The sequence below is a fragment of the Caballeronia sp. S22 genome, from assembly GCF_964261745.1.
Lineage (GTDB): Bacteria > Pseudomonadota > Gammaproteobacteria > Burkholderiales > Burkholderiaceae > Caballeronia > Caballeronia jiangsuensis.
In genome coordinates, this window is record NZ_OZ180040.1 from 756,024 (window position 1) to 775,889 (window position 19,866).

At 59.1% G+C, this 19,866-nt stretch carries 17 protein-coding genes; 8 read left to right on the plus strand and 9 right to left on the minus strand.

The annotated features are described in order from the left end of the window. Positions 1-188: 188 nt before the first annotated feature. Both ACEN42_RS41885 and ACEN42_RS41890 read right to left on the minus strand, forming a co-directional pair. Positions 189-1,199: a MerR family transcriptional regulator gene (locus ACEN42_RS41885; RefSeq protein ID WP_371884211.1), complete on the minus strand. Its 1,011-nt coding sequence runs from the start codon at positions 1,197-1,199 to the stop codon at positions 189-191. Positions 1,200-1,956: 757 nt separating this feature from the next. Then, positions 1,957-3,387 (minus strand): PLP-dependent aminotransferase family protein, encoded by a 1,431-nt coding sequence (locus ACEN42_RS41890; RefSeq protein WP_371884212.1) that lies wholly within the window; start codon positions 3,385-3,387, stop codon positions 1,957-1,959. A 294-nt stretch (positions 3,388-3,681) separates the two neighbouring features. Between ACEN42_RS41890 and ACEN42_RS41895 the strand changes: the two genes are divergently transcribed. From ACEN42_RS41895 to ACEN42_RS41920, 6 genes are all read left to right on the plus strand, one after another. Then, positions 3,682-4,578, plus strand: a complete 897-nt coding sequence (locus ACEN42_RS41895; protein ID WP_371884213.1) for a LysR family transcriptional regulator — start codon at positions 3,682-3,684, stop codon at positions 4,576-4,578. 330 nt (positions 4,579-4,908) lie between these two features. Next, positions 4,909-7,188 (plus strand): FdhF/YdeP family oxidoreductase, encoded by a 2,280-nt coding sequence (locus ACEN42_RS41900; RefSeq protein ID WP_371884214.1) that lies wholly within the window; start codon positions 4,909-4,911, stop codon positions 7,186-7,188. Positions 7,189-7,345: 157 nt separating this feature from the next. After that, positions 7,346-8,737, plus strand: coding sequence for a cytochrome ubiquinol oxidase subunit I (locus ACEN42_RS41905; RefSeq protein ID WP_371884215.1), 1,392 nt, complete (start codon positions 7,346-7,348; stop codon positions 8,735-8,737). A 1-nt stretch (position 8,738) separates the two neighbouring features. Continuing rightward, complete coding sequence (gene cydB, locus ACEN42_RS41910; protein ID WP_371884216.1) at positions 8,739-9,746, plus strand: cytochrome d ubiquinol oxidase subunit II; 1,008 nt, start codon at positions 8,739-8,741, stop codon at positions 9,744-9,746. A gap of 99 nt (positions 9,747-9,845) precedes the next feature. Further along, positions 9,846-10,757, plus strand: coding sequence for a bestrophin family protein (locus tag ACEN42_RS41915; RefSeq protein WP_371884217.1), 912 nt, complete (start codon positions 9,846-9,848; stop codon positions 10,755-10,757). Between the two features lie 21 nt (positions 10,758-10,778). Then, positions 10,779-11,228: a DUF1269 domain-containing protein gene (locus tag ACEN42_RS41920; protein ID WP_371884218.1), complete on the plus strand. Its 450-nt coding sequence runs from the start codon at positions 10,779-10,781 to the stop codon at positions 11,226-11,228. A gap of 70 nt (positions 11,229-11,298) precedes the next feature. On the opposite strand, the gene ACEN42_RS41925 is transcribed toward ACEN42_RS41920, so the two are convergent. The 3 genes from ACEN42_RS41925 to ACEN42_RS41935 form a co-directional block, all read right to left on the minus strand. After that, positions 11,299-11,955: a DUF1345 domain-containing protein gene (locus ACEN42_RS41925; protein ID WP_371884219.1), complete on the minus strand. Its 657-nt coding sequence runs from the start codon at positions 11,953-11,955 to the stop codon at positions 11,299-11,301. 153 nt (positions 11,956-12,108) lie between these two features. Beyond that, entirely contained in the window at positions 12,109-12,255 is a 147-nt protein-coding gene (locus tag ACEN42_RS41930) for a hypothetical protein (RefSeq protein WP_371884220.1), read from the minus strand. 120 nt (positions 12,256-12,375) lie between these two features. Then, positions 12,376-12,693, minus strand: coding sequence for a DUF6566 family protein (locus ACEN42_RS41935; RefSeq protein ID WP_371884221.1), 318 nt, complete (start codon positions 12,691-12,693; stop codon positions 12,376-12,378). 271 nt (positions 12,694-12,964) lie between these two features. On the opposite strand from ACEN42_RS41935, the gene ACEN42_RS41940 reads away from it, so the two are divergent. After that, positions 12,965-13,180 (plus strand): hypothetical protein, encoded by a 216-nt coding sequence (locus tag ACEN42_RS41940; protein ID WP_371884222.1) that lies wholly within the window; start codon positions 12,965-12,967, stop codon positions 13,178-13,180. 39 nt (positions 13,181-13,219) lie between these two features. On the opposite strand, the gene ACEN42_RS41945 is transcribed toward ACEN42_RS41940, so the two are convergent. The 4 genes from ACEN42_RS41945 to ACEN42_RS41960 form a co-directional block, all read right to left on the minus strand. Next, entirely contained in the window at positions 13,220-16,000 is a 2,781-nt protein-coding gene (locus tag ACEN42_RS41945) for an AAA family ATPase (protein ID WP_371884223.1), read from the minus strand. 147 nt (positions 16,001-16,147) lie between these two features. Then, positions 16,148-16,951: a family 1 encapsulin nanocompartment shell protein gene (locus ACEN42_RS41950; RefSeq protein WP_371884224.1), complete on the minus strand. Its 804-nt coding sequence runs from the start codon at positions 16,949-16,951 to the stop codon at positions 16,148-16,150. After that, the gene (locus ACEN42_RS41955) at positions 16,944-18,014 is read right to left on the minus strand and encodes a Dyp-type peroxidase (RefSeq protein WP_371884225.1); all 1,071 of its coding nucleotides are present in this window, start codon (positions 18,012-18,014) and stop codon (positions 16,944-16,946) included. Before ACEN42_RS41955 ends, ACEN42_RS41950 begins: the two co-directional genes overlap by 8 nt. Positions 18,015-18,641: 627 nt before the next feature. Further along, the gene (locus tag ACEN42_RS41960) at positions 18,642-19,040 is read right to left on the minus strand and encodes a host attachment protein (protein WP_371884226.1); all 399 of its coding nucleotides are present in this window, start codon (positions 19,038-19,040) and stop codon (positions 18,642-18,644) included. Between the two features lie 415 nt (positions 19,041-19,455). Here ACEN42_RS41960 and ACEN42_RS41965 point away from each other — a divergent pair, with 415 nt between their 5' ends. Beyond that, complete coding sequence (locus tag ACEN42_RS41965; RefSeq protein ID WP_371884227.1) at positions 19,456-19,860, plus strand: Hsp20/alpha crystallin family protein; 405 nt, start codon at positions 19,456-19,458, stop codon at positions 19,858-19,860. Positions 19,861-19,866 lie beyond the last annotated feature (6 nt).

The following is a 19,866-nucleotide window of genomic DNA, read 5'->3' on the forward strand; positions in this document are numbered from 1 at the left end:
TGCGCGCTCGTTCGCCCTGCGGCGCGCGCGGTTTCGTCCGCGCCGTCGTCGAAGCAGCGCTTCAGATAGGCTGCGCACAGGCGGATCGATTCGCGCGCCAATAGCATCGTCAGCGAGGAGCGCCCGCTATTGCGGGGGTCCGGAAGACCTACCTGTAACATGACGCTCGTAGCCGCGATTCGGCGTCGTCATTGAACGGTCGATCGTCGCCATTCCGCGACTGTTTCATTGATCAGCGTCAAGTCTGTCAGGTGTTGCACGCCGTCTTGAAACTTGCGGCGCAGCGCCGGGGTGCTTCCTTCGACCCAGACGCCCACGTGCGGCGGAAGCCGCTTGCGTAGTTCGGTCAGTCCATTCACGATGGACTGCGGGGGGCGCGTCGCAGTGAAAGGGAGTGCCACGATATCAATCTGATGCGCCGCCACCGCATCAACGACATGGTGCAGCGACGTCCGCCAGCTAAGTCGAAGGCACTCGCACTCGCATTCGGCGAGCGTGAACATTGCTTCCGCCATCAGAGTGCTGAGGCCGTGCCGTTCGCTGGAGAGCGTTGTGAGCAGCACGCGCGGCCGGACGCCGCGCCCGCGCACAGCCTCGGAGAGCGGGTCCATCAACATGCGCAGTGTGGACTGGATGGTCTCCCTGAACAGATGTTCGTGGTAGGACTTCAAAGTGCCCGCCGCCGAAGCATTGCCGAAACGCGCCGACAGCGGTGCCGCGACGTCCAGCACGAAGCGCCGAAGCCCGTCGCGCGTCGCCCACTTCAGCACGCCAAAACGGAACTCGTCGTAGGCGCTCGCGCGCAACAGTGCGATCAGATGATCGAGCTCCGCCTCCGACGCATCCCGTCCGACGCCGGCACTCTTGGCCAAGTGCTGCAACACGTCGATCGATTGTCCTAGAATCTTGCTCGGTCGGTGCCCCGCATCGAGGAGCCGCTTGACGAGCCGCAGCTTTGTCACCTGTTCCTGCGGGTACAGCCGTTCGCCGCCGGGAGACCGCATCGGCTGGGGAAAGCCGTAGCGGCGTTCCCAGACACGCAGCGTGTCCTTCGCCAGACCCATTTCTTGCGCGGCCGCCGCAATGCCGATTCCTGGCACACCTGCCGCCGGTGCGGGCGATGGGACGTGCTCCGGAGTTGCCGCGCTATCGAAGGCCCGCTCCGAATCGAAGTTCTGTTTTTCCGATGCATTTGTCATGTCATAGACCGATCGACTTAAAATCTACGCGTCGCACTCGATGCAGATTAACGGCGGCAAAAATGATGGACAAACTTTCTCGCCGGCAGAAGCTTCATCATAGACAAAATCACAACGCCGAGGGTTTGAGAAGCGGTTGTGTGCAGTGGTCGAAGTCGATGCCGCACGGAGTTTGAATGCAGCTTCGTGCACCGAACACGAAAACAGCACGTGTTTCACAACGCATGTTCGAACGCAATCCGCGCCGCTCGTTTTACACTGCACGCCGCAATGCGACGCCGCGCTCCCGTGTTCGTCTCGTGTCCCATGGACTCCACCCAACGACTCGTGACTCTTTGTCCTGTCGGTGCCGCCCCATCCTCTGTCTAACAGCAATACTTCAACATTGCCAATTGAATGGCCGGTTCGTAACTGAAACCGACGTGGATGTTGAGGCAACCGTGCGAACGAACGGCTCCTGTTGGGCCGATTCCTGTCGCCAGCCCTGCGCTCGCGATTTCCTTGATCGCGCCTTCGGCGCAAGGCGAATTGAGGCTAAATCCGCGAAGCGATGCGCCGTTAGATGACGACTTTTTATGCATCGACTGCTTGACTTTACGAGCGTCGCGACAGAGGCCCCTTCAAGTGCATCCAATGCGTTGAAGGCTCTCTCAGCACGATCTATGGTTTCGAAAAACACGATGATCGTTCCGATCTGCATTGTCGACTCCGGTATCTGCAGGCCCGTTCGAGCGCAGGCGCCGCTCGCTTCACAAGCCTAGTGAGCGAGATAAGCGACGATTTTACCCACCGTCATCAGCGCCTCTTCCATTCGCATAGACCACGGACTACTGCAGTTAATGCGTAGAAAGTTCCGATATGTTTCCTCGAAGATGGAAAACATGTGACCCGGTCCTACGGTGATGCCGCGGTCGAGCGCCTGTCGATAGACTTCCATCGCGTCCACCCTGGCAGGCATCTCCACCCACAAGACGTAGCCCCCGCGAGGTTCGGAGATCCGCGTCCCCGATGGGAAAAATCGGTGGATCAACGCTCTTGTCCATTTGGTCTGATGCGCGTAGATCTTCCGCAGGCGTCGGAGATGACGCTCATACCCTCCCGACTCCAAAAATTCCGCGATCGCCATTTGCGGAATGGGTGGAGAAGTCAGCGTGTTCAGAAATTTAAGGTTTTCAATTTTGTCCCGATACACTCCTGGGACTACCCATCCGATGCGGTACGCCGCCGTCAAACTCTTTGAAAAGGACGCGCATGTCACGACCAGTCCTTTTTTATCAAATTTCTTTAACGTAGACGGCGCTGTTTTCCCGAAATACAGCTCGTTATAGACCGCATTTTCCACGACGGGTATTTCATGCTCGCCGAGCAGAGCCATCAAAGCTTCTTTTCGCTCGTCCGGCATTTCGAACCCAAGCGGATTCTGGAAATTCGGCATGAGCATGCACGCCTTTACATTTTCCCGTTTGATCAAACTAGAGAGCGCATCCGTATCGATTCCGAGCGTCGGATGGGTTGGAACCTCGATGGCCCGCATCCCCAACCGCTCGATCGCATGCAACATGGCATAGAAGGTGGGCGATTCAACCGCAATTGTGTCGCCAGGATTTGCGACTGCCTGCAAAGCAAGATTGATCGCTTCGGTTGCTCCGACTGTGATGATGATCTGATTGGGGTCCACTAGCAGCCCGCCTTCCAGGTGACGCTTCGCTATTTGCCGGATCAGTTCGCAATTCCCTGGCGGCAGAGCGTCACCCACGCCCCACATCTTTTGTGAACGGCCGATCTTTGCCGCTATGCGGTTGAGTTTGTCGAAAGGAAACGCCGTAGCATCCGGATACGGCGATCCCAACGGCACCGCGTTGTCCACTTGAATCCTGCGCAGCGTCGACAGCACGAGTCGGCTCACGTCGACCGGGCTTGACACTGAGGCTGGTGTGGAGAGAAGGATCGGCAAAATCGGCCGGTCGTCGGCGCTCGCTGAACTCTCACGCACGTAGAAGCCAGACTGAGGCCGCGAGGAAATCAAGCCCTTACTTTCCAAGCGCAGGTATGCCCGAATGACCGTAGATATGGATCGGCCATGCTGCTTGCTCAACTCGCGAACGGATGGCAGCCGCTCACCCGGTCTATACACTCCGCCGCGGATAAGCGCCTCAACATCGTTCGCAAGCTTTTCATACAACGCCATAAAACCTCAGACAAAGGTCGTCCGGCCGCTCACCCGGCTTGGAACGCGGAAGAAACAGCAAACCATTTTCACCATATTTCGAAACTGTACCCTAACCAAACCACCTGATCTGTAATGCATGCACTTGCGGTAACGCGCCTATCGTGGAAGCAATTCAAATAGCTGATAGGTATTGAACGTGCACAACAGACGCTCCGCTGTCCGGATTCAAGAAGACGACCGTGCCGCGCTTCGAGGCAATCAGGCGTGCTCGCGCCCCGCTCCCGCACAAGGCAGTTCGGGCGGGCCTTGTCGATGAATCTCATCGAAAGCATGCGTATTTATGTACGGGTGGTTGAACGCGCGAGCATCTCCGATGCAGCGCGCGATCTCGAGATCGGCCAGTCGACGGTGAGCGAGCGAATCGAGCGGCTTGAGAAGTTCGTCGGGTGCCGCTTGCTTCTGCGAAGCGCGAGAGCCTTCAGTTGCACGCCCGAGGGTCAGACGTTCTATGAGCGGAGCAAGACGATCCTTCAGGCCGCTTCCGAGGCGATAAGCGAGATTACCGGAGATCAGCAGCTTACAAATGGCATCACGCGCATCGCAGCACCACATTGCTTCGGAGAGACGATACTGCCCCACCTCATCGAATACTTCCGAAGCAATTTCCCGCCAACGCCATTGAGCCTGACGCTGAATGACCGGGTCGTCGATCTGGTCACCGAAGGGGTAGACATATCGTTTCGCACCGGGCCCCTTGGAGAAGGCGCGTTCATCGCTTACCCGCTCGGAAAGGTGAGCCGGTTTCTCGTGGCTTCGCCCGCCTACGCCGAAAAGAATGGTCCTATCGAATCGCCGAGTGATCTCGCCTCGCATACCCTGATCAGCTTCCACAACCCAGCGGATCAGATTCCGATGATCAGCGACTCGGGCGTGGTGGAGAACATACCTTTTCCAAGCGACATCAAGACAAGCCATTGGCGCCCGGCGTTTGAAATGGTCCGTATGGGCATGGGTATCGGCGTGTTCGAGGAATACGCCTCCACGGAAGCACTTGAAAAAGGAGATCTCGTGAAAATGCTGCCCGGCTTCAAGATCGTCCCGCTTGATTTGAATCTGCTGATCCAGGCCCAACGTCCCGTGCCGCAGCGAGTGCGAACCATCGTCTCCATTCTGAGGAATGTCGTTCCCAATTTTCTGCCGAGTGCCTGATTGCGGCGTTCAGGAGAGGGCGCTCTCAGGTAGTCTCCAATCGGAAAATGAACAAGTTCTGCCTTGCTTTTACTGCCCCGCTACCTCGGTCGCCATATTCTATAAAACATTACGACTTAGTCGTTGACGATACTTAGCATCGTTTAGCACATCGCACCAGGCATTGTGACAACACCTACAATGACTCATCCCTTGTCGCGCTGAATTCGATTCGAATAAGTTCGCCATAAGCGCACACGGCAAACCTGCACGCGTTCTTGATTGCGCAGCGCCGGATCGCTTGATCAGCAACGACCCGCAGTTCTTATCCGCATCCCTTCGGAGGCCGGCATGGCAAAAAGAGAGGTTCCTGGTGTTCGTCCGTATGATTCGCCGGCGGGTGGCTGGGGCGCGCTGAAAGCTACGGCACAAGCGGTGAGAACGCAGATGGAGACGGTCGAGGCACCTATCATCCTGATGCGCACCAATCAGCCCGATGGCTTCGATTGCCCCGGCTGCGCATGGCCCGACAAGGAGCATCGGTCTACGTTCCAGTTTTGCGAGAACGGAGCGAAGGCCGTCACCTGGGAGGCCACCACCAAGCGCGTCGGCCCTGATTTCTTTGCCGCGAATACGGTCACCTCCTTGCGCGGCATGACCGATTTCGAACTGGAAGGAATGGGGCGACTGACGCACCCGCTGGTGTACGATCGGGCAAGCGACAAATTTCTGCCGGTTGACTGGGAGGAAGCGTTCCGCCGCATCGGAGAAATTCTCCGCAATCTGCCTCCGGATGAGGCCGAGTTCTACACGTCGGGCCGAGCATCGAACGAAGCAGCCTACCTGTTTCAATTGTTTGCGCGCGAGCATGGCACGAACAACTTCCCCGATTGCTCGAACATGTGCCACGAGCCGACAAGCGTCGGCCTCCCGCAATCCATCGGCATTGGTAAGGGGACGGTCTCGCTGGAGGATTTCGACGTCGCAGAGCTCATCATATCCATTGGGCACAATCCCGGCACGAACCATCCGCGCATGATGGGCACCCTGCATGAGGCCTCGCGGCGCAACGTGCCGATCATCGTCTTCAATCCGTTGCGGGAACGCGCGCTCGAACGCTTCGCCGATCCCCAGGATGCCATCGAAATGGCAACCTTCAGCTCGACGAGAATCGCATCGACCTATTATCAGCTGGACGCCGGAGGCGACGCGGCCGCGATCAAGGGCGTCATCAAGGCATTGCTGGCGATGGACGAGGAAGAAGGAAACGTGCTCGATCACGAGTTTATCGCCCAGCACACTAACAACTTCGAGGCATTCAAGCAGGATATCGAAGCGACGGAATGGGCAGACATCGAGAAAGCGAGCGGACTCAACCGGCCGGGGCTGGAGCAGGTCGCGCTCGCCTATGCAAAGTCGAAGGCGACGATCGTCACCTACGGCATGGGAGTCACTCAGCATAACCGGGGAACGGCGAACGTTAGGCTGATCGCTGATCTGCTGTTGCTGAAGGGAAACTTCGGCAAGCCCGGCGCCGGCATTTGCCCTCTCAGAGGGCACTCCAACGTGCAGGGAAATCGAACCGTCGGGATCACGGAAAAGCCTTCTACTGCGTTTCTCAGCAGCTTAGAATCGGTTTTTGGCTTTTCCCCGCCACAAGCGCACGGTCACGATGCCGTGCAGGCGATGCAGGCCATGATCGAGGGGAAATCCAAAGCGCTCGTCTGCCTTGGCGGCAACTTCGCCGTCGCCCTGCCTGACTCCGACCTGGCCTTTCCCGCCATGAGAGAGCTCGATCTCAGCGTTCACATCGGCACCAAGCTCAATCGAACCCATCTCCTGGTCGGGAAAGAAACCTACGTGCTGCCGTGCCTGGGCCGGACAGAGCTCGATATGCAGGCCAGCGGCCGGCAGTCGATTACCGTCGAGGACTCGATGTCGATGGTCCATGCGTCCTCGGGCAAGTTGACGCCCGCATCCGAATTCCTGCGCTCCGAGCCCGCGATCGTTGCCGGCATGGCGAAAGCGACCCTGCCAGCGAGCAAGGTGAAGTGGGACGAACTCATCGCGGATTACGACAAGATCCGCGATGCCATCGAGCGAACCATTCCCGGATTCGAAGCGTTCAATGAGCGCATTCGCGTTCCAGGTGGATTCAGGCTTCCCCTCCCGCCTACCGAACGTGTTTGGCATACCCCCTCCGGCAAAGCCGAGTTTTCGATCTACCAGGGCGTCAAGGAGGATGCCGACGTTCTGGGCGCCGAAGGCGTGCTGCGCCTGATTACCATCCGTAGCCACGATCAATACAACACGACGATCTACGCAATGGATGATCGCTATCGCGGCGTGTTCGGCAGACGCGACATACTCTTCATGAACGAAGCCGATTTAACTGCGCTCGGCCTCGAACATGGCGATGTCGTGGACATCGAGACGATCTGCACCGACCGGGCACTCGCGCTAAGGGGGATCACAGCGATTGAATACAAGATCGCTCCAGGGTCTGTCGCCGCGTACTACCCGGAGGCGAATGTCCTCGTGCCGCTGGATTACATCGATAAGGAAAGCGGAACGCCATCGTACAAATCCGTGCCGGTGCGCGTGCGTCGCTCGGAGGCGACCGCGCCCTGACATGCTGAAGCAGCAGCGTCTAAAGGCAATTGCCTAGACAACAAATCAGAATAGCCGCGTCTCGGCACGCTCCAGGGGCCCGTCACCCCGAAGACGATATCCCTGGAGTTCATTGCCTGAGTTGTGACCTCGCATCATGCCATTGGAGCCGCGCCAAATGGATATCTTCGACGCCTTTCATCTTGCGAGATTGCAATTCGCATTCACCGTGTCGTTCCATATCGTTTTTCCGGCAATCAGCATCGGGATGGCCAGCTTCCTCGCGGTACTGGAATGGCGATGGCTTGCAACCGGCAACGTCGCTTACCGGGAGATGTTCCACTTCTGGTCGCGCATTTTCGCGGTCGGCTTTGGCATGGGCGTGGTGTCGGGCGTCGTGATGGCCTACGAATTCGGCACCAACTGGAGCGGCTTCTCCAACGTCGCAGGCAACATCACCGGACCGCTACTCACCTACGAGGTCCTGACCGCTTTCTTTCTCGAAGCCGGATTTCTGGGCGTCATGCTTTTTGGATGGAACCGTGTCGGGCCGCGCGCGCATTTCTTTGCGACGCTCATGGTGGCCGTTGGAACGCTGATTTCGACGTTCTGGATTCTTGCCTCCAATAGTTTCATGCACACCCCTCAAGGGTTTGCCATGGTCAACGGCCGCATCGTGCCCACCGACTGGCTCAAGGTCATTTTCAATCCTTCGTTTCCGTATCGACTCGTGCACATGACGATCGCGGCTTTCATCGTTGCCGCGTTCATCATTGCCGCGTGTGGCGCCTGGCATCTACGAAACGGCCGTGCCGACGAGCCCGTCAAGCGCAGCTTTTCGATGGCCCTCTGGATCTTGCTGCTCCTCGCGCCCCTTCAGATCGTGGTCGGTGACGCACACGGGCTGAACACGCGTGAACATCAACCGGCGAAGATCGCAGCCATCGAAGGCCTGTGGGATACGGAAAAAGGCGGGACAGCTCTGAACCTTGTGGGGCTTCCCGATATGGAAGCGGAGGTCACGCGTTACGCAATCTCGATACCGCATCTGGGCAGTCTTATTCTCACCCATAGCTGGACCGGCGAGATCCGCGGACTGAAGGAGTTCAAGAAGGAAGATCGGCCCTATTCGCCGATCATATTCTGGACCTTTCGGCTGATGGCTGGCCTGGGCATGCTCATGCTGCTGACTGCGCTAATCGCCTTGTTTCTCCGCTTCCAGGGACGGCTGTATGAAGCGCGCTGGTTTCAAGGCTTCGTATTCTGCATGGGGCCTTCAGGCATTGTAGCTTTGCTGGCCGGGTGGATTACCACCGAGGTCGGGAGACAGCCGTGGACGGTCTATGGCGTCCTTCGAACGATCGATTCAGTGTCTCCGATCGGCGCGCAGCAGGCAGGCGTATCCCTTCTGATCTTCGTGATGGTCTATTTCCTGGTGTTCGGTGTCGGCATCTATTACATGCTCAAGATGATGAAGCGTGGACCGAATGCCGTGGTCGATCAATGGGCGCATCTGCGTCACCCTGTGCTTCGCAACCGTCCGCTCGACGCGCTGGAGGGAGAAAAATAAAATGCAACTCGATCTTCCGATTGTCTGGGCACTCATCATCGGCCTCGCCGTCTTTATCTACGTCATTCTCGACGGATTCGATCTCGGCATCGGTCTGCTATTCCCGTTCTTCGAAAGCAAGGGGGAGCGGGAAGTCATGCTCAATACCGTTGCTCCAGTCTGGGACGGCAACGAGACCTTCCTCGTATTAGGAGGTGCGGGTCTGTATGGCGCGTTCCCGATCGCGTATTCGACGCTGCTTCCCGCGAACTACATGCCGCTCATCCTGATGGTGATCGGTTTGATCTTTAGAGGCGCGGCGTTCGAACTCCGGGCAAAGGCCCGGCGAACGCAACATGCCTGGGATCTCGCCTTCATTGGCGGATCGGCTCTTGCATCGTTCTGTCAGGGCGTCGTTCTCGGTTCGCTCCTGCAAGGTATCAGGATCGTCGACGGCCGCTTCGCGGGCGCGCCTTTCGACTGGCTCTCGCCATTCAGCCTGTTCTGCGGTTTCGGCCTGATGACCACCTACGCGACCCTGGGGTGCGGATGGCTCATCATGAAGACCGACGGCGACCTGCAAAGCAAGATGCGCGCGGTGATGAAACCGTTGATTGCGGTCTTGTTTGGCACGATCGTGGTTGTCAGCATCTGGACCGTGCTGGGACTTCCAAGGGTGGAGGCGCGCTGGTTCGGGAGCGGCAACACGAAGTATTTTGCACCGGTGCCGATCCTGGTTGTCGCATGCACCTGGGGCATTTACCACACCCTCAAACAACGTCACGAGGCGACACCGTTCCTTCTGACGTTGGCGATATGCTTCCTCGGTTTCAGCGGTCTGATCATCAGCATCTGGCCGTACATCGTTCCGCCTTCTCTCACCATCTGGGAAGCGTCGTCTACCCGATCGAGCCAGATTTTTGCACTGGTCGGAACCGCCATCGTTCTGCCGGTGATTTTGGTCTACAACGCGATGCAATATCGGGTGTTTCGCGGAAAAGTCCGTGAGGGCGACGCCGGATATCACTAGCCCATTCTTCAGGAGCCAAGCGTGGCGTTGGGCCGAACAAACGTGACCAGTCCGGCCGAAGCGACCAACTCCCGACCTATCCGCCGATTGAGAGCATCCATGATCGTCCGACCGAATCAAAACTGGTTCACGTTGCTTTTCGTATGGAATGGCTCGGTGCTCCAATCGATTATCCCTCAGCTTGTTTTCATGCTGATCATCAGTAGCCTTGCAGTCCTGACCCAGGGAAAAATCTTTGGCGAAAAAATCCCACTGAACACCACCCCGTTCACGCTCTTAGGCATTGCGCTGGCGATATTTCTGGCGTTTCGGAACAATGAAAGTTACGCGAGGTTCAATGAAGCTCGCCACCTGTGGGGCAACATCCTGATTGCAAGTCGCAATCTTGCCTCGCAAACGCTCTCTTACTTTCCGACGCAGATGGATCATGTCCGGTTCTGCAATTTAATCGTCGCGGTTCCCTATGCGCTCAAGCATCAGTTACGTCGAACCGACTCCGTGCACGACCTCAACCGATTGCTCGACGGCGGTGAGAAGACGACGTTTCGAATGAAAGCCTACCTGCCGGCCGCCATATTGAGCGCAATGCGTGAACGCCTCGCTCAACTCGAAGACCTGGATGGAAGCGCGATGACCAGGCTCATTATTCTGGACAATCAGATTTCCGAGCTCGAAAGATCAGTTGGCGGATGCGAGCGTATCGCCTCAACGCCCATTCCGTTCGCCTATAGCGTGCTACTGCACCGCACGGTCTACGCGTATTGTGTCTTGCTTCCTTTTGGACTTGTAGATTCCACGGAGTTCTTCACCCCCCTGCTCTGTGTCTTCATTTCATACACCTTGATCGCACTGGAGGCAATCGCGAGCGAGGTGGCGGACCCGTTCAGCGAGGCGCCCAATGCACTCGCGCTCGACTCCATATCACGGAACATTGAACGGTCGGTCTTCGAGATCTATGGCCGCGCGTTGCCCGATGAATTGCGGCCCAGGCACCCCTATCAATTCACGTGACGTTCAAGCGAGGAGGTCAGCATGTCGAGCCATCTGATAATCGCCACGTTTTCGAGCGTGGCAACTGCCGAACAGGCTAGCCGGGAAATCCATCGTTTCGCATCCGAAGATGAAGGACTGACGATTCATAGCGGCGTACTCGTGCAGAAAGGTTCCGACGGCAACACCCACGTCCTCTCCACGCAGTCAAGAGCAATTTGGGGCCCGGTCATCGGCGCCATTACCGGCACGCTTCTGGGCTTGCTCGGTGGCCCCGCGGGCGCGCTATTGGGTTTCACCGTGGGTACCTCGGCGGGCATCGCCGAGCAACTCATATCCGATGTTCTGGACGATGAATCGGTGAAATCGATCCTTACGCGCCTTCCGGCCGGTCAGGTGGCGCTGATCCTGGAAGCCGACGAGGACACACCCGCGCAGGTCGATACATTGATCGCCGCAACCGGAGGCAGCGTTTTCCGTCGCAATCTCTGAGGAGACGGGGTGCGCGTGCTCGATTCGAAACGGATGACGGTCGCGGCGTCGATGCCTTCGCGATTCCTCGTCAGCCTCCGACCATGCTTGCCGCAATATTCACGCAGAGACCTAACACCGTGACATTGAAATAGAACGCGAGGATGGATTGCGCCAGCGCGGTTCGCCGCGCGCTGCGCCCGCGCAAGCCGATATCGGCGGTCTGAGATGCCAGGGCGATCGTGAAAGAAAAATAAAGCAGATCCAGATAATCCGGCTCCAGTCCCTGGTCGGGGAAGTCCAGCGCAGGCGCCTGCGGATCGGACGCGTAAAAGATTCGAGCGTAATGCTGTGCGAAGATCGTCGGAATCAGAAACCACGCGCCGAACAGCGTAAGGCCGGTGAGCGCGGCTCGCATGAGCTTGGATTCAAGGGCGAGCCCTTTCGTCGAGCCTAATTCAAGAACGATCGCCATGATGCTTGCTACCGTGGCGATGGAGATCACGGTCAGAACCGTCACGGCGTTCTCGTCGTTGACGGTGGCGCGTGCGCGAACGTCCTCGGGATTCGCCTTCAGCATCTGATACCAGATCGTCGCGAGGAATGCCCATACGCCGGTGTCCCAGCCGATGAGGGCGCGAGTGACCGGGCCAAACGACGCCGGCGACGACAATGCCATCACCAATCCAAGACAGAACGCCGCACTCATATGCGGCCGATTTCGGAGGGCCTGCGGATAGAGGCTCATGGGTCGATTAAGCTTAGGGCAGATGATTCCCGGTGGTTCGAATGACCCGCGGCCGCGTCCCGCTTTCGCGGATAACCTGACATCCGCTCTGCGGAGGCGACCTCATGGACATGCCGCAGACCTCTTCATCCGTTTCAAGAGCCCCCGGCCACCTCAACCGCTTTTTGAAGCAAGCTTGATAAGCAGCTTGAGCGGATAAACCGCAATCATGGTGGCTGCCACGCCGAATACCCAAAGCGCGATAAACCAGCACATTTGCATGACCAGCGTTTTGCGCTTGCTTCGGGAGTCTGCTTTCATCGTCTCGACCTCGCAAGATTGCCCTTCCCGCCACGCTGCTGACCGCTCTCGCCGTCATCAAACGATTCGTGCCGATAGCCTGTACGGCGAGCGCGGTAACCTCGGTCGAAGGCGGTCATGTCAACCGTAAAACGTGGTTCCATCCCGACGCCTATCGACTTCGGACTGCACCCAGGCCGACGCGCGCTCGCGGGTGGCGACCCAGGAATGGGACGCCTGCCCGTACTGTTGCATCAAGACCCGGCGCGCCCATTCGATCCCGTCGCGCGTGGCCTCCTCGGGAGTCAGCCATTCGGGCTGAGTCGTCCGGGGCCATACGTCGACGAGAGGCTGGCCATCCTTGCTGAACTCGATCTCCGCAACCCACGCACCTCTGTGATTCTGACGGACTTCGACCGCGATGTTGAAGCCCATAAACGCATCAAATCCAGGACGCATAGTCCCCTCCGTTCGAAGCTCACCCCCTAATGTAGCCGTTTGGCCGTCGTCGTGCGTCCGCGTGCTCCGATAATTATGATCGGTCGGAATTTGAATAAATTTTCTGCATTGGCGTCAACTCCCTCTCGCCTTAAAACTAAGCATCCCAAATCGTCTGGGAAGGCTCTTCGTCCCTTCGAGCATACACACGCTTCGCTAAAAAATCGCCCCTTTGCCGTGGCGTGGCCTATGCTGAGTGAAACGCCCTTTTCAAGCCATCCGGAGGTGCACCATGCAACAGCAACAGTCGGAGTTCGACTTCTACATCAACCTCACCAAACCGTCGCTCGGGCTATACGTTCGCAAAGGAGCGGGCCTGCCGGATTTCGCGGCGGCCGAAGCGAAGCAGTGGCAATTCTCCGGGCATGTCTGGCAAAGCGAGCTCTCGCCCGACATTCTCAAGGAACTGGATGCGAACGGCCATGCGTTTCAGGAGCTGGGCGGCTGACATCGCCGCCCGGTTCCCTGCGAACGCCCGCTCACCCGCTCAGGATTCGCTCTTGGCGGACTCCTTTGCGCCTTCCGCCGGCTTCGCCGTGCTCTTCTTGCTTCCCGACCTGGCCTTCTTCTCCTTTGGCTTCGCTTCCGCTTCGACCTTGGTAAACGCGACCTTGTCAGTGTCCTTGTCGTAGGTCACATCGACCGTGTCGCCGGACTTGAGCTTGTCGCCGAGGATTTCCTTCGCGAGCCGCGTTTCCAGTTCCTGACGAATCTGGCGCTTCAGTTCGCGTGCGCCGAATTCCGGCCGATATCCGACATCGGCGAGATGATCGATGACCGAGTCCTGCACCTTGAGCGTGATGTCCTGCGCGGCGGCCGTGCGCGTGACGCGCTCGATCTGAATCTGCACGATCGAGCGGATGTTCTCGCGCGAAAGCCCATGGAACACGATGATCTCGTCGATGCGATTCAGGAACTCGGGGCGGAAGTGGCCTTTCAGCACGTCCATGAGCTTCTCGCGCATGTCCTTTTCCGAATCGCGATCCTTCTCTTCCTTTTCAAGGTTGTCCATGATGATGGACGCGCCCAGATTGCTCGTCGAGATGATGACGGTGTTGCTGAAGTCGACCACACGGCCCTTGCCATCGGTGAGGCGGCCGTCGTCGAATACTTGCAGCAGCACGTTGTTCACGTCGGGATGCGCCTTCTCGATTTCGTCGAGCAGGATCACGCTGTACGGACGGCGCCGCACGCGCTCGGTGAGCTGCCCGCCTTCGTCATAGCCGACATATCCCGGCGGCGCACCGATCAGTCGCGCCACTGCATGCCGCTCCATGTATTCCGACATGTCGATACGGATCACGGCCTGCTCGTCGCCGAACACCGTTTCCGCAAGCGCCTTCGCAAGCTCGGTCTTGCCGACGCCGGTCGGTCCCAGGAACAGGAAGGTCGCGATCGGCCGGTTCGCCTGACCCATGCCGGCACGCGACAGACGCACCGCATCGCTCACGGCGGTCACCGCTTCGTCCTGCCCGACGACGCGCTCGCGCAGCTTGTTCTCCATGTCGAGGAGCTTCTGGCGCTCTTCCTGCGTGAGTTCGGTGACCGGTATGCCGGTGAGACGCGAGACCACTTCCGCCACCGACGCGACCGTCACTTCGAGCGTCTCCGAGCCGGTCTTGCGCTGCCATGCTTCGGTCTGCTCGTCGAGCTTCGCCTGCTTTTCCTTGATACGTTCCTCGAAGCCCTTTGCTTCGTCGAAACGCTTGCGCGACGAAGCGTAATCCTGCTCGCGCTTCAACTGCGCCATCTCCGCTTCCAGTTCCTGAATCTCCGGCGGCCGCGAAGTCGAACCGATGCGCACCCGCGCCGCCGCCTGATCGATGAGATCGATGGCCTTGTCCGGCAGATAGCGCGACGTGATATAGCGATCCGACAACTCGGCCGCGGCGACGAACGCATCGTCCGCGAACGTGACCTGATGGTGCGCTTCGAGCTTGTCGCGCAAGCCACGCAGGATCACGATGGTCTGCTCCACCGTCGGCTCCGGCACCAGCACCGGTTGAAAGCGCCGTTCGAGCGCCGCATCCTTTTCGATGTACTTCTGATACTCGTTGAGTGTCGTTGCGCCGATGAGACTCAGCTCGCCGCGCGCGAGCGCCGGCTTCAGCACGTTGGCGATATCGAGACCGCCTTCGCCGCCGCCTTGCCCCGCGCCGACGATCGTATGCAGTTCGTCGATGAACACGATCAGCTCGCCTTGCTTGGCCGTGACCTCGTCGATGAGCTGTTTTGCGCGCTCCTCGAACTCGCCGCGATACTTCGCGCCCGCGACCATCGAGTTGATGTTGATCTCGATGAGCCGCTTGTTGCGCAGGTCCTCGGGCACGTCGTCATTGACGATCCGCTGCGCGAGCCCTTCCACGATCGCGGTCTTGCCGACGCCCGGCTCGCCGATCAGCACCGGATTGTTCTTCTTGCGCCGCGCGAGCACCTCGATCGTATTTTCGATTTCCAGCGCGCGTCCGAGCACCGGATCGAGCTTGCCCTCACGCGCCATCGCGGTGAGATCGCGGCCGAACTTGTCGAGCGTGGGCGTGCCGCTCGGCGTATCGACGCGTCCATCTTCCGCGCCCTTGCCGACGACTTTCACCACCTTCTGACGCAACGCTTCCGGCGTCACGCCGTACTTCTTCAGCAGCGCGCCCGCGATGGAGTCGGGCACCGACGCCAGCCCGATCAACACATGCTCCGGACCGACATACGAATGCCCGAGTTCGCGCGATGCCTGGAACGCGTACTGAAATGCTTTCTTCAGGCGCGGCGAGATGGTCATCTTCTCGACGGGCGCATCGGGCTCGGCCTTGCCCTTTTGCGCGTGCTCGTCGATGTAGCGCCTGATGTCGTCAGGGGCGAGCTTCAGTTCCTTGAATAGCGCCTGCACGACGTCCGTGTCGGCGAGCACGTAGAGCACCTGTTCGGTGTCGAGTTCGGTCTTCTGGAACTCGTGCGCCTTTTCGGCGGCGCGCTGCAGCAGTTCCATCGTCTGTTCGCTGAAGGCATCGGTGACATCGACGGACTCGCGCGGCACCGAGGCCACTATGTCTTCGTCGTCGTCTTCATCGCCGCCGCCGGGCATACCGCCCATCAGACGCGACAAGCCCCCGCCGCCCAACAGGGAATCGAACGGATTCAGCATGCTTTGATGCCGCATCAACTGCCGGTAGTCGTACTCGCAGATTGACATCGACTTGCGCTGGCCGTTCTGCACGACGGTCACTTGCGCGACCGCTGGACGGGCATGACAAATTTCGCAAAGAGCAGGCATGATCAATCGTCTCCATGTTCGGGCGGATCACCATCGGGCCCACCGATATGCGACTGTCGGTGCGACTCGACCCGAGCCACCGCGTGGTAACCAGGTCTCACTCCCCAAGGTCTTTTATGGCGTCGTGTTATCCGGTGCGGCCGGGCGTCATTCCCCTGCCGCGATGGATACCGAAGCCTCGCTCGTCAACATCAGGAACGTCAGCGTCTCGCACAGATACAACTGCACGGTCGTATCGGTATGACTCGTATAGCCAATGGACAGGTCCTGTCCGATATGTAATTCGTAATCGCCGCCGCGCGTGGACAGCACACAGCCGCCCTGCACCGCGGGCGCCCACACCACCTCTCCACTCACGATACGCTTGATGTGCTGGATCACGGGATAGCCCTGATCGCTCGCCTCGGCAAGCGCCGTATAGGCATCCGCGCCCAGCAGCACCGAGTACGGACCGTCGACGCCCGCGAGCCGCAGCTTTTCCAGCGCCTGGCTGATGGCGGCGGGGTAGTCGGCGACCTCGGCGGGCGGCATCGTCGGCGCGTTCGAGCTGCCCTGGCGTATGCCGACGATGCCCGCGGCCGCGAAGCCATCGAAAATCGCGCTGTCCTCGGCGAGCGCCAGATCGCTTGCGGCGGTCTTGGCGGGCTGCCAGTCGCCGTCATTCGAACCGCGCTCCACGCTGTCGACCGACTCGCGCTGCAACGTGAACGGCACGCTCAACTGCACGAGTTGCCGGACGTCGTAGAGCCTGGCCGACACGCCCTTCCTTGGCGCGGCGACATTCATCTGATGCCCTGTGCCGATGGCCGCGAGCGCGGCGCCGCCCGGGCTCTTCACGTCGATCACTCGCCGCCCCGCGACGGAGCGCCTGAAGGTGCGCGCCACTTCGGCTTCGATCTGTTCCCATGCGTCGTCGGAAATCGGTGCAAGCTCGCGATGCAGGTTATTCATGTTGTAGCGTTCCTTTGAGTGAGCCGATATTCAGTGTTCCGCTGCGGCTCGCTTCGAGCCGAGGCGCGCCGGCGGGCGAGGCTGTCACCGCCGCCGCGGGCGTTCTGTCGGGAAGCGCGTCGAGCAGATCGGCGGACGGCACGAAGAAGAGCCCGCCCGTCACCGCGCGACTGTAGTCGAGCAGACGGTCGTAATTGCCCGGCGGCCGGCCGACGAACATGTTCTCCATCATCTGCTCGATCGGTCCGGGCGCGCGCGCATAACCGATGAAATAGGTGCCAAACTCCTTGGCGCCGGGACGGCCGAAGGCCATGTTGTGCCGCAGGATCTTCACCTCCTGACCATTCTCGTCGATGGTCGTGAGCGAACTGTGCGAGCACGAGGGTTTCACGTCCGCGTCCAGTTCGACATCGGATAGCTTCTTGCGCCCGATAATCTTTTCCTGTTGCTCGACCGTCAGACCACTCCATGCCTCTAGGTCATGAAAGTACTTCTGCGCGATTACATAGCTGCCGCCCACGAATTCCTGATCCTCCTCACCGATGATCGTGCAATTTGCGGCGCTTCTCCCCGATGGATTCTCCGTGCCGTCGACGAAGCCCACCATGTCGCGCAGATCGAAGTAGCGAAACCCGTGCACCTCGTCGACGACCGTCACCGCATCGCCGAGCTTGTCGAGCAGTTGCGACGCAAGCTCGAAGCACAGGTCCATATGATCCGCGCGGATATGAAGCAGGATGTCGCCCGGCGTCGCGATTGCGCGGCGCTCGCCCGAGCCGAAATCGATGAACGGATGCAGCGACGCGGGACGCGGCGCGCCGAAGAGCAAGTCCCACGCTTCGGAGCCGAAACCGCACACGCAGGAGAGGTTGGCGGTAGGCGCGCGCGTGCCGACCGCACGAACGAGCGCGGCGATGTCGCCGCACCATTCACGCACGGCGGCAACGTGGTCTTCGCCGCGCGCCACCGTCAGGGTGAGAAAGATCGCGCTTCGGGAAATCGGATCGCAGACGGCTTGTGGTTCTGGTGTGTTGTTGTTGGGCATCTGAAATTTTTTTTTCATCACGTCAGGGAACTCGCTCAACCGGGGAAGCACGCCGGCATTCACGAGGGCAGATCGCGAAGGACCCGAAAAGCTGCTGGATTGCCTAAACGAAGCAAGGCGGCCCCGTCTGCACTCGGCCAACCTGAAGCAAGAACATTAGAACAGCGCGTTCATCGACAAGCGGTACGGCTCGACACCGCCAACCCGGCTCCCTCGCTTCCGGCAGAACCTATTGCTTTCACGGAGACCCTGCGTCGCCCCATACAAAATAGCAGGCATGAGCCCTTTAGGGCACGACGACGAATGTTCGTTCAACGATGCTTAGTATCGGATCACACCGGATGGGTGGCGCGCCCCGGCCGCCGCGTGTCATTGATTGCGCGCCTAAAGCATCGCCGCTCAAGCATAGGCCTGGAATTTTGAGTGGCGAAGCTGAAGCGGAGAAACGCCGGCTTCACGCTAGCGTCTTTCGCGGCTTGAAGCGCGCGCCAGATATCGGAGCACTACGGCTATGCATTCGAACTGGCCCGTCCGATGCGTCTTGACGCAACGTGAACGGATTTAACTAGCACGGCGAGACACGACGCCAAAGCCGTTTCGTTTTGCGTCGCGCATGACGAAACGGACTTTCATATCATGCCGATGTCAGCCTTGTTGCAGACGCTCTTGTATCTCTCTGGTGCTCAGCGACGAATAATCCTTGCTGAGTTTCTCGAAGATGAGTTCGCGGGTTTGCGCGCTCAGACCGGACAGCACCATGCCAAGGAATTTGGGTTCGGCAATCAGTCGCAGACGGCCAAAGCGCTGATCTAACCGCGCCTTTTCCAGGTATTCGGCCACCTGAGTCGCGAATTTATCCCTTTCCTTTTCCTTTCGTTCACTGGCGGAAAATTCGGCCGCCTGCTTCTCGGTTAGCGTCGTGGCGCTATGCGCGACATTGACGAAATCATCGACTTCTTCCAGATCGAGTGTGAGTCCCGGAGCCTGGAACACTCGCGCCCGACCTTCATCCGCCACCACAATCCACGTCATGTCGTGCATCATGTTCCTCCGGTGCAAAGCCTCAAAAGAAATCGCTCGCAAGAGCCGGCATGCTGATTTCAGTGGCCATCTTCACGCCCGTATTGTCGGGATGTCAAGCTGAATGGCAGGTCAACGGCGCTCGATACATGGTTCACGTGACGTGCTCAAATGCTCATGCGCCTAAGGTCCATGCGTCTGAATCCATGATGGCGCAGCCCTGTATCGTTAAGACCCGATAGTTATTATCGGATCGCCAGATCAAAGCCATCCAAAACGCACTATCGGTCTTGCCGCGCCCGGCCATCTCGCATGCGGTCTCGTGGCCCATTCGTACCGCCTCGTTCAGAGAGAGTTTGTTTCTTGACACTCACGCGCTGCCCGCCCTTTAATGAGTCAAGGGTTTTTCTGTCTAAGCGCCACTCATCGGGATTCGCTCATGACCATCACGCATCACGCGAGAATGTGGGAAGCTGCCGTTGACGCGCTGGAGCGTGCCGCCCAATTGCATCGTCAATTCTTTCGGCTGGCGGGACAGCAAGCACAGGCGCCGGTATGGGAACCTCCCATAGAGTTCTTCGAAGACCATGGCAGATTGTCGGTCGTCGTCGCGTTGCCTGGCATCAGGCCGGATCTCGTTCAGGTCAGCCTCGAAAACAATACCTTGACCGTGACCGCCGAACGCAAAGTCGCCAACGCTTTGTCCAGGGCCACCGTGCATTGCTTCGAAATACCGTACGGGCGATTCGAGCGACAAGTCCGGCTTCCCGCAGGACGCTATCGCCTGGCCGGACGCGATTCCGAGCACGGGTGTCTGTTGCTGCATATCGAGACGCTGGAATGAAACCCG

Excerpts from the sequence above, each read along its gene's own strand:
- ACEN42_RS41885 (WP_371884211.1), bottom strand. The coding sequence starts at position 1,199 with ATGACAAATGCATCGGAAAAACAGAACTTCGATTCGGAGCGGGCCTTC.
- ACEN42_RS41890 (WP_371884212.1), bottom strand. The coding sequence starts at position 3,387 with ATGGCGTTGTATGAAAAGCTTGCGAACGATGTTGAGGCGCTTATCCGC.
- ACEN42_RS41895 (WP_371884213.1), top strand. The coding sequence starts at position 3,682 with ATGAATCTCATCGAAAGCATGCGTATTTATGTACGGGTGGTTGAACGC.
- ACEN42_RS41900 (WP_371884214.1), top strand. The coding sequence starts at position 4,909 with ATGGCAAAAAGAGAGGTTCCTGGTGTTCGTCCGTATGATTCGCCGGCG.
- ACEN42_RS41905 (WP_371884215.1), top strand. The coding sequence starts at position 7,346 with ATGGATATCTTCGACGCCTTTCATCTTGCGAGATTGCAATTCGCATTC.
- cydB (WP_371884216.1), top strand. The coding sequence starts at position 8,739 with ATGCAACTCGATCTTCCGATTGTCTGGGCACTCATCATCGGCCTCGCC.
- ACEN42_RS41915 (WP_371884217.1), top strand. The coding sequence starts at position 9,846 with ATGATCGTCCGACCGAATCAAAACTGGTTCACGTTGCTTTTCGTATGG.
- ACEN42_RS41920 (WP_371884218.1), top strand. The coding sequence starts at position 10,779 with ATGTCGAGCCATCTGATAATCGCCACGTTTTCGAGCGTGGCAACTGCC.
- ACEN42_RS41925 (WP_371884219.1), bottom strand. The coding sequence starts at position 11,955 with ATGAGCCTCTATCCGCAGGCCCTCCGAAATCGGCCGCATATGAGTGCG.
- ACEN42_RS41930 (WP_371884220.1), bottom strand. The coding sequence starts at position 12,255 with ATGAAAGCAGACTCCCGAAGCAAGCGCAAAACGCTGGTCATGCAAATG.
- ACEN42_RS41935 (WP_371884221.1), bottom strand. The coding sequence starts at position 12,693 with ATGCGTCCTGGATTTGATGCGTTTATGGGCTTCAACATCGCGGTCGAA.
- ACEN42_RS41940 (WP_371884222.1), top strand. The coding sequence starts at position 12,965 with ATGCAACAGCAACAGTCGGAGTTCGACTTCTACATCAACCTCACCAAA.
- ACEN42_RS41945 (WP_371884223.1), bottom strand. The coding sequence starts at position 16,000 with ATGCCTGCTCTTTGCGAAATTTGTCATGCCCGTCCAGCGGTCGCGCAA.
- ACEN42_RS41950 (WP_371884224.1), bottom strand. The coding sequence starts at position 16,951 with ATGAATAACCTGCATCGCGAGCTTGCACCGATTTCCGACGACGCATGG.
- ACEN42_RS41955 (WP_371884225.1), bottom strand. The coding sequence starts at position 18,014 with ATGAAAAAAAAATTTCAGATGCCCAACAACAACACACCAGAACCACAA.
- ACEN42_RS41960 (WP_371884226.1), bottom strand. The coding sequence starts at position 19,040 with ATGATGCACGACATGACGTGGATTGTGGTGGCGGATGAAGGTCGGGCG.
- ACEN42_RS41965 (WP_371884227.1), top strand. The coding sequence starts at position 19,456 with ATGACCATCACGCATCACGCGAGAATGTGGGAAGCTGCCGTTGACGCG.